The sequence below is a fragment of the Flavihumibacter sp. CACIAM 22H1 genome (genome assembly GCF_001601815.1).
GTDB lineage: Bacteria > Bacteroidota > Bacteroidia > Chitinophagales > Chitinophagaceae > Flavihumibacter.
The window spans coordinates 1-4,498 of record NZ_LUKG01000143.1 but is presented as its reverse complement, the minus strand read 5'-3'; the positions used below and the strand labels follow the sequence as shown (position 1 = coordinate 4,498).

At 43.0% G+C, this 4,498-nt stretch carries 3 protein-coding genes and 1 pseudogene; 1 reads left to right on the top strand and 3 read right to left on the bottom strand.

Annotated features, from left to right (window positions below):
• A pseudogene (locus A1D16_RS21210) lies at positions 1-992 on the bottom strand (alpha-glucosidase domain-containing protein); the annotation flags it as partial.
• 142 nt (positions 993-1,134) lie between these two features.
• On the opposite strand from A1D16_RS21210, the gene A1D16_RS21205 reads away from it, so the two are divergent.
• Positions 1,135-1,584 carry a hypothetical protein gene (locus tag A1D16_RS21205; protein ID WP_290713539.1) on the top strand — a complete coding sequence of 150 codons (450 nt, stop codon included), beginning with the start codon at positions 1,135-1,137 and terminating at the stop codon, positions 1,582-1,584.
• A gap of 613 nt (positions 1,585-2,197) precedes the next feature.
• Here A1D16_RS21205 and A1D16_RS21200 read toward each other — a convergent pair.
• Together A1D16_RS21200 and A1D16_RS21195 are read right to left on the bottom strand one after the other, a co-directional pair.
• On the bottom strand, positions 2,198-3,544 hold the full coding sequence (locus A1D16_RS21200) for a HAMP domain-containing sensor histidine kinase (RefSeq protein ID WP_290713536.1): 1,347 nt from the start codon (positions 3,542-3,544) through the stop codon (positions 2,198-2,200).
• On the bottom strand, positions 3,534-4,498 hold a 965-nt coding region (locus A1D16_RS21195; protein WP_290713533.1), incomplete at its 5' end, for a sigma-54 dependent transcriptional regulator. The genes A1D16_RS21195 and A1D16_RS21200, both read right to left, overlap by 11 nt.

Genomic DNA, 4,498 nt, shown 5'->3' with positions numbered 1-4,498 from the left:
CCAGCGGAATATCCAATAAAGCCTTTGCTGGGTTCCAGGCTTTTTCTCCACCGGTTTAAGACCTCCTTCCCATCAATCCACAAACGTATAGTGCCTCCGTAGCTGAGCCGCAACTGATGTATGCCATTGATTGGAGACGCAATGCTGCCCTCCCACTGAACCTTCCCCGTTTCTGCTTTGAACCCATCTGGCAAAACCCGTTTTGAATCGCCTAAAAACTCCATCGAAATCTCTGACTCGGCCCTTTGAAAAGCGGGTTTATCCGCCGTTAGGGTGGCAAAATAGGAAGCCGATAACCAACCCTTTCTGCCGTGTACATCCTGTAACTGCAAGGCTGAAAGTGGCCGGAAACTACGTATATCCCCGGCTGTTGTAAGTGAATAATTATCCCACAAAATGCCGTAGTTATTGGTGGAAACCAGAAAAGGGATGGCCACTTCTGTATTATTCTGGAAAAAATAAACCTGTCGTCCGCGGTAATTGTACAGTCCATCCTGGTGCTGGCCAAGTCCAAAAATGGCTTCATCCGGCTGAAGCTCAAAGTGTTGCTGAAGTTGGTAAGAGGGTTGCCCTTCATATACGGCTGCAGTAAAAGCACGTCCCCCTGCTTTTTTTTCTGCTACTATTTTTTTTCCCCGGCTATCATAAAAACTAACTGCTCCGGAGGACCTTGCTATAACAGCGTTCAGGGAGGCTGTTTTCACCAATAGATCGGTGCCTTTTTCTTCTACGCTAAATTTTGTGGCCGATTTAGTAGTCAACACTACCAGGCTTTGATCCGGGGGAAACTGCTTTCCTTCAACGGCGTGCACCCGGATAATATTATCAGCAATAACTTCTACCCGAACGGCCTGAACGGTTCCGGTAACCCTTGGGTCGGTAAATAGCAGAACGCCGTTTTCTGTTCGCTGGTAATTGAAGGATGGCGAATCAGCTGCTGAAACAGCAGTACCAAGCAGGAGGCAAAAAATAAGAAGCCGGGAGATAAACATATGGCAATAATTTCTTAGCTATTAGAAAAATCTACTCCTTGTAAAACTAGAGCAGTAAGCCGTTTTCGGGGGGTAGCTTTTGATTAGAAATAGGTATCCAATTGTTTCATTTTGACAAAATCACTGCAAACTGGCCCCTTGTATGCCCGGGAACTCTTCCTACCTTTGCAGCATGAACCTCGATTATCAATCAATACTACCGGCCGATTTTGACGGCAGCTCCCGGGTATGGATTTACCAGAGCAACCGTATTTTCAGCATCATGGAAGCCCTGGAACTGGAAAAAATATTTCATGCATTCACCAGTCAGTGGCAGGCACACGGGGAGCCGGTAAAAGGATATGCCAATCTTTTTTTCGGGCAATTTATTGTTCTAATGGCTGATGAAACCCAAACTGGCGTAAGTGGCTGTTCAACGGACAGTTCCGTACGTATGATCAAATCAATTGAGGAAAAATTTGGGGTAAGCCTGTTCGACCGGCAGCTACTAGCATTTATTATAAAAGATAAAATCCAGCTGCTTACCGCTGTCACAACTGGCTCCGGCCGTAAAAGGCGGCTTTATAAACGGGGATACGCTCTATTTCAATAACCTGGCGGCCACCAAAGAAGCCTTGGAAAAAAGCTGGATTATTCCGGTAAAAGAAAGCTGGTTAAAAACTAAGATTCCGGTAGAGCAGGCTTGAGATTGGTCCAGCAGAATAAAAAAATAGTTAAAGGGATAATCAGATGCTCCACAACCAATAAGCTACTCTCCGAAACGGTCCAATAACTCGAAACAAATTCGCCTGAAAAGTCCATTGTAATAAGCATTATTGCCTCCAAATATATTGTCAACAAAGTAAGGAGCATAGATATTATTATAAGAATTAAATTTTGACGATACCGCTTCCACCAAAATAATTGATGGTAGACAACTCCGATTATAAAAAAAATTGCGATGTGCAATAGGTCAAAATAATTCAAACCACTCTTTATCCCTGGATAAGCAGGATTTTCTTGTTGCAAAAACTGAAACGATTCCACTAAAAATGTTAGGGTAAATAAAAAGAGTATCAATTTCCCTGACCTATCATGGAATAAAAATTTATTAGCCCGGAATGATTTAAAAAAAATTCTTCCCACTAAAAAAAAAGATACAGCCACGATATAGCCGGTCAGACATTGATATAACCAGTATAATGTTCTATCGATTATGCCGTCCATCAGAATTGCAAGATAAAGGCAGTGCCCTCTCCCTCTACACTATGAACGCTAATATTTCCTTTATGCAGCATCATAATCTGTTTACATAAACTCAATCCGATTCCGCTACCACTTTTTTTCGTACTGAAAAAAGGAATAAAGATCTTATCCATTATTTCAGCAGGCATTCCAACTCCGTTATCCGCTACCTTCACCTGGGTTCTATTGTTCGAACCCTTACTGGCCGATAACACGATCCTTGGATTCGGTTGTTCCCGAACTGCATCCATTGCATTAATAAGCAGGTTGATCAATACCTGGTCTACCAGGTTGGTATCGGCCTCAATCGTAATACCCGGCTCTTTTAAAATGATTTCCACCTCTATATTTAACTGCTCCAGTTTGGGCTGCATCAGCTGTTGTAAATTCACAAAAAGATCCAGCACCTGCACCGTTTCCAGGTTCAGTTTGGTAATTTTGTTAAGGTTCCTATAGGTTTCCGCAAAACGTAGTAGCCCCTCACTTCGCCTTTTAATGGTTTCTATTCCCAGTTCCAGGTCCTCGAAATTTCCGGAGCTATCTTTAAACTCACCCACCGCTTTATGCAGGCTCTTTTTGAGGGTATCTGCCAATGAAGAAATCGGGGCTACAGAATTCATGATCTCATGGGTCATTACACTAAGCAGTCGCTGCCAGGCCTTGCTTTCCGTTTCATCCAGGGCCTCATTTACGTTTTGAAACGCAATTAATTTATAGGTCTGTGATTCTGTCTGAAAAGCCGAGCAACTCACCAATACTTTAAAGCTATCTTTTTCCAAATGTGCTGTTGCAATTTTAACCTCACCCGGTTTTATGGATTTTACCACCTCCCCCAATTCAGTATCTCTCCTGCTGAGTGAGTCAATGGTTTTTAAATAGGGGATCTGCAACATCCTTTTCAATGCCTCGTTCATCCAAACCACATTACCGGTAGCCAGCTCATAGGATAAGATGCCCGTATCAACAAGTTCCAGGATACGTTGCAGGTATTGATACTGGGTTTCTTTTTCCTTGCTTATAACTTTAAAAGCGGTATTGATTTCATTGAAGCCCTTGCGAAGCGGCTGCAATTCGGAGGGAGCATGCTTGACATCAAAATAACGCGTGAAATCACGGTAATGAACAGATTCCACAAATTGTCTTAATTCATTCTGTGCTTTTTGCTGATAACGATACAGATCATATAACAGAAAAACGCCCACCGGAATTACTAGCAGTAAAAACCGATAATGAGCGGCTGCCAGCAACCAGGCAGCAACACATAGTACAGCAAAAAGTAAGAGTACTTTTAGCAGCAGCTTATTATTTTCCCAGAATTCAGATATCATACTTGCTTAATCGACGGTAAAGTGCGGTTCTTGTCAGACCCAGTTCTTTGGCAGCCTTGGTAATATTGCCGTTGTGCTTTTCGATCACTTTAAGAATGGTATTTTTTTCTACCGTACTAAGATTGGTTTCTTTCGGCTCCTCTGCTCCTTCTGTAGCAAATTCAATCGGCGAAAACAATAAGTCTGCGGCTTTTAACTCATCTCCCTCTGCCATTATTACGGCCCTTTCAATGGTATATTGTAATTCCCTCACATTACCCGGAAATGGATACATGAGCAGTTTTTCCCGGGCAGCTTTATCAAAACTTAATTGGGGTTTCATGTATTTCTGGCTATAAATCTGGTTAAAATGATCGGCCAGTAATACAATGTCCTTGCCCCTTTTCCGAAGTGGTGGAACTATAATTTCTACGGTATTAATCCGGTAAATAAGATCTTTCCTGAACCGGCCTTCGTTGGCCAGTTCTTGCAAAGGCAGGTTGGTGGCACAAACCAGCCTTACATCAATGGGCATGGGTTTATTGGATCCAAGCCGGGTTACGGTACGGTTCTGTAATACTGTTAGCAGTTTGGCCTGTTGCTGTAAGCTGATATTGCCGATTTCGTCCAGGAATATGGTTCCCCCATTAGCCGCTTCAAATCGGCCCATCCGATCTTCCCGTGCATCCGTAAAAGCTCCTTTAACATGGCCAAAGAGTTCACTTTCAAATAAAGACTCTGTAAGTGCCCCTACATCCACTTTTACAAAGGGTTTAGACGCCCGAAGTGAATGCTGGTGAATAGCTTTGGCAATCAGGTCCTTCCCTGTGCCATTTTCACCCAACACCAGAATATTGGCATCCGTTGGCGCAATCTTTTCAATCTTGTAAAAAATGGCTTCCATCTGTTCTGACTCTCCCAATAATTCGGAACCGATCAGGGTTTTTGCATCAAGCAATTCCCCTGCTTTTTTTC

What these genes read in the sequence shown, in the direction of transcription:
- A1D16_RS21200 (WP_290713536.1), bottom strand. Translation starts at nt 3,544, where the DNA reads ATGATATCTGAATTCTGGGAAAATAATAAGCTGCTGCTAAAAGTACTC.
- A1D16_RS21205 (WP_290713539.1), top strand. Translation starts at nt 1,135, where the DNA reads ATGCCCGGGAACTCTTCCTACCTTTGCAGCATGAACCTCGATTATCAA.